Here is a 4,392-nt window from a genome sequence, read left to right on the forward strand (position 1 = left end):
TAAAAATGGGGGGATTACCCTATTACCTAATAGCCAACGCTTATCAGTTAACGGTGGATTTAGATCATTGGATCCGCCGTAGGATAAGAATGTGCTACTGGCGGCAATGGCGTAAACCACGCACGAAAGTACGCAGTTTAATAAAGCTGGGGGTTAGCGAACGACTCGCCATAGCCTGTGGTATCACCAGCAAAGGGCCTTATCGAAGCTCGAAAACAAAAGGAATTAACATTGCGCTAGGCAATGACTATTTAGCGTCACAAGGTTTAGTGTCATTGAGAGGTATTTGGATCAATATTCATTACGGGAGATGAACCGCCCATTGCACTTCCTGTCAATAAAAAGCGCATGATGGGTGGTGTGGGGGCTGGAGGTTAGAGACCTCCGGCTACCCGATTAAAGCGCTACTCTTTATTGCCAAAATATAACGGGGAGCTGCCCCCAGAAAACCAATACTAAAACTAATTGTACCGATATCAAAATTGCCGCAACATCCAATTTAATTAGTTTACTTTGTAATTTTACTCTTAGAGAAATCCATAAAGAAAATAACAGTGTTAGTGGCAAAATTCCTGAAAGAAAAGCCAAGGAAACACTTGCCGCTGTAATATCACCAAATTGTAGAAAGGATTGCTGAACATAGAGGTATACAGGAAAGCTGAACAATAGTAGGTTTATAAATCCCCATTTTATTCGAACGAAGCTTTCTTTGTCTCGTTTAATGACCCTAATTAATCCGACTAAAAATATATAAAACAGTCCTATTAGACCAAAGCTTAAGCTTAACCAATAAAGTACCAATGCTATAATTGAAACTTGCTTAAACGTTTTAAGACCATCACTAAGAAACAATCTCCTCTCACTATCCCAATAGAAAACATGGGAAGCTTGTGTCCTGTTAACATCTCTAAATAAGTGATCGCCGACTTGAATTAAGCGCCTATCGGCATTTTGCAATGACTTCATTAGAAGGTGCTCGTTTGATTGTTCTAACCAAATAAAATTGAAAAGCATATCAATGAATTCAAATTCTGCCATGTTATTTGGGGATGGTAGATAAATGCCCTCCAACTTTGACAACCCTGTTCCCTTTCCCGTGCTCTCTGCAATAGACGCTGACGCCACGCTTAGTTTATTGATAAATAATTTATTAAACTTTTCATAGTCGGCAGTTTCGTTATCCGTGTTAGCGGCGTAAAAAAATCCCTTTTTTTCATCTGGAAAAAGGCAAATATAGGCTCTAAATCCAAATGTTGTACCCGGATGACACATGCCAAGCACGTTATGCCGATCTCTATTAGCAAACGCAAGCCCATGCCCAATATTCAGGCCTTCTATATGAGCTTTAGTGTTGAAAGGATTAGTAAGCATTTTCATATGCTCAGGTTTTACAAAATTTTGACCATTTACTTTGCCTTCATTCAAAATAAAATTCATAAACTTAGCCATGTCAGGGGCGGTAGTTGTGAATTGTCCCGCAGGTCTAAGATAGCTAGACACAGCAATTTGAGTAACATTATTTTCATGATAGCCCATCGCTAATAAAGGATCGGCGTACTGACCTTGTTGGCTGATAAACTCAAAGCTACTGTCATACATTTCTAAAGGGGCTAAAAGGTTGTCATCGAGGAACTCTTCATAACGCTGGTTAGTTACAGCTTCTATAACCATTGCAAGTAATGTATATCCCATATTGGAATATGAGTATTGCGTTCCTGGTTCAGTTCTAATCTTTAATAAGTTTTGTCTGCTTGATTCAAAAGCTTTTCCAAGTGGCGTATTTGGCAAAGGTTTAGTGCTTAGTAACTGCCACATCCTGATATTGTCTAATCCAGCAGTATGATCGAGTAAGTTTTTGACCTTGATAGGTGAACGATGATGCCAAACATTGTCGAAGTTCAATCCTGGCAATAGTGCTTCAATATTGCTATCTAATGAGAGTCTTCCTTCAAATATTAAATGGAGAACGCCCATTGCCAGAACCGATTTGGTAACTGAGCCTACATGCATTTTTTGTGCAGGCATCATATGTTCAAGTTTTGAAATATTTGCATATCCAACACTACCAACCTCAACATGCCCCTTTGAAATTGTTGACCAAGATAATCCTACAATATCTTCAGTGTCGATAGTATTTTGGATTTCGGTTTCAATATGAGTATCGCTTTCGGCATAAGCAATATTTAATGAAAACAAAACTAAAAATAATGATAAGAACTTTGGGTGCATCAACTTCTCAGTATACGACTAGCGCTTTAACGCCAAAATAACAGGCTAAGTAATGGTTGGCTAAAATTGTGTAGCGAAGCGAAACGTAGCCAACTGTTACGTGTCCTTGTTGATTTTCTTGTTATGTTTCGATTTACATATCAGGTAATTTAACTTCACTAAACCTCATAGCACCAAGATTTCCTTGTGAATCTAACTTTCCACGCTTTACCAAAGATTTTATTCTTTCCGCATAAAAAAGATCTGGCAAATTAAATGAATCAAGTTCATTTTGCATTGATATGCCTATAACACGCGCTACTTTCCGAAATTTAGACCTAGTGTTCGATAACAAAAATCCGTCAATTTTATCTAATTCATCCGGAGATAACTTCGAACAAACCTCTGCTTGCTCTGCTGTCAAAGGCGGATCTAAACTAATTTTAATTTCTGTTTTTAAGTCTGGAAATTGGTGGTAAATTTGTTCCTGAAATTCTCTAATTAGACCTATAGTTCGACCTAAGCCACCAACACTATACCTAATATCTCGTTCTTTTGATGTGAAATAAGCTTGTTCCATAACTTGCTCTATCAAACGAATAGATTGATTCAGTTGCTCATTCATAACTTCATCGGCTGACACGAAATACTCCTAGAAACATAACAATTTTGTCTACGACATTTGTCGTTTTATAAACCGACAAATGTCCATATTACAATGCATTTATCTTAACCATCAAATAAACATATGTAAACAATTGGTTAAATGAAAATTATTTTTAATCAGTGCAAAAATACACCAAAATGGTGGAGATCAGTAATATTGGACAAAACAACAATCACTGTCTGTATTCACAGCATTTATTAACCTAGGCAACCAACTAAATTGATAACAAAAGACGGTGTTACTAATAACAAGTACTGCTTTGGAAGTTGCTTTTTATAGGCTGACCAAGATCAAATTTTAATTTCATACACGTAAGTACTGCCTAGCTACTTATCGCTCATTACTGTCTGTTTAATAAGATAAGCCTGTTCATTAAATCTATAAACACACACCAACGATGACAGTACCGATTAGTGAAAATATAATGGTTTATTAATACAAAATTGCACGTTATTGTTTAGTACTTAACACTAGAAAATGATAAATAAATGGCTTTTTATATTCTGGCATTGTCAATATTATGTGTTTTTTCTCGCTGCAATATTCTTATAATACGACAACCCCTTTGGCACTACTTAGTAGCTTTAAGTGTTGTAAGTGCTTATGCTGAAGGTTATATAAATTTATATGCTCTGCTGAGCACTGGGCTTTACGTTGTTTTATACTACTGTGCGCTAAATACAAAGCGGGCAATAATACGCACTATATTAGGTACTGTTTTTGTTATTACCTCATTAGCATTAGCACTTCATTGGGTGCCTGGTTTTAGTAACCTCCCTATTGTTATAAACGAGCGTATTACCAGCGATGCGATTACTTTTACCCTTTATGCTAATTTTGATAAAGCTATGGCTGGGTTATTTCTTTGTGCTTACTTTTTTTCAAACTTAGATTCAAATAAAAGGCCTTTAAAAGCAGACTCTAATAAAGCGGGTCAATTAAACGTTAAACAACCCATTTTAATAGTTATTGCTACTGTTTTAGCTACGCTCATAGCGGCTTTAATGCTTGGACTTGTAAGCTTTAACCCAAAAGTGCCCGACTTTTGGTTAGCCTTTATTGCTATTAATCTTTTATTTACCTGTGTTGCCGAGGAAGCTTTATTTCGAGGTTTACTACAAACTAAGCTTAGCCAAATTATTACACCAACCCGTTTAGCGTTACTTGCTCCTTTAATTACGGCTGGTATTTTTGCTTTGGCACATTTTGCAGGAGGCATTAACTATGTGCTGGTCTCGTTTATAGCAGGCTTAGGATACGGCTATATTTTTTATAGAACGCAGCGCTTAGAGTGGGCTATTTTATGCCATTGGTTGGTGAACGTTTGCCACTTCTTTTTGTTTACTTACCCTATGCTCAGTAAAATCTAAATACATTTACAAATGCTAACAATTTACTTAGTAGTAAACATTGCCCGCACTTGATTTTGTTAGTAATTTACTACTTTATACTAACCTGCATAAATCTTTGAACAATTTAACGAATTAAATTTCACTATAACGTCGTTAAAAATTTTT

4 protein-coding genes are annotated in these 4,392 nt (G+C 36.4%); 2 read left to right on the forward strand and 2 right to left on the reverse strand.

Annotation, left to right across the window (positions count from 1 at the left end; translation table 11 throughout):
* Positions 1–314 (forward strand): group II intron maturase-specific domain-containing protein (locus DO88_RS0118505; RefSeq protein WP_033041253.1); only part of this gene is annotated, 314 nt, incomplete at its 5' end.
* 97 nt (positions 315–411) lie between these two features.
* On the opposite strand, the gene DO88_RS00075 is transcribed toward DO88_RS0118505, so the two are convergent.
* The gene (locus DO88_RS00075) at positions 412–2,229 is read right to left on the reverse strand and encodes a serine hydrolase domain-containing protein (protein ID WP_008137480.1); all 1,818 of its coding nucleotides are present in this window, start codon (positions 2,227–2,229) and stop codon (positions 412–414) included.
* A 133-nt stretch (positions 2,230–2,362) separates the two neighbouring features.
* Positions 2,363–2,851 carry a DUF3658 domain-containing protein gene (locus DO88_RS00070; protein WP_008137482.1) on the reverse strand — a complete coding sequence of 163 codons (489 nt, stop codon included), beginning with the start codon at positions 2,849–2,851 and terminating at the stop codon, positions 2,363–2,365.
* A 512-nt stretch (positions 2,852–3,363) separates the two neighbouring features.
* On the opposite strand from DO88_RS00070, the gene DO88_RS00065 reads away from it, so the two are divergent.
* Positions 3,364–4,245 carry a CPBP family intramembrane glutamic endopeptidase gene (locus DO88_RS00065; protein ID WP_033031598.1) on the forward strand — a complete coding sequence of 294 codons (882 nt, stop codon included), beginning with the start codon at positions 3,364–3,366 and terminating at the stop codon, positions 4,243–4,245.
* The last annotated feature ends 147 nt before the right edge of the window (positions 4,246–4,392 follow it).

It is taken from the genome of Pseudoalteromonas sp. S3431 (assembly GCF_000690035.1).
GTDB classification, from domain to species: domain Bacteria; phylum Pseudomonadota; class Gammaproteobacteria; order Enterobacterales; family Alteromonadaceae; genus Pseudoalteromonas; species Pseudoalteromonas fuliginea.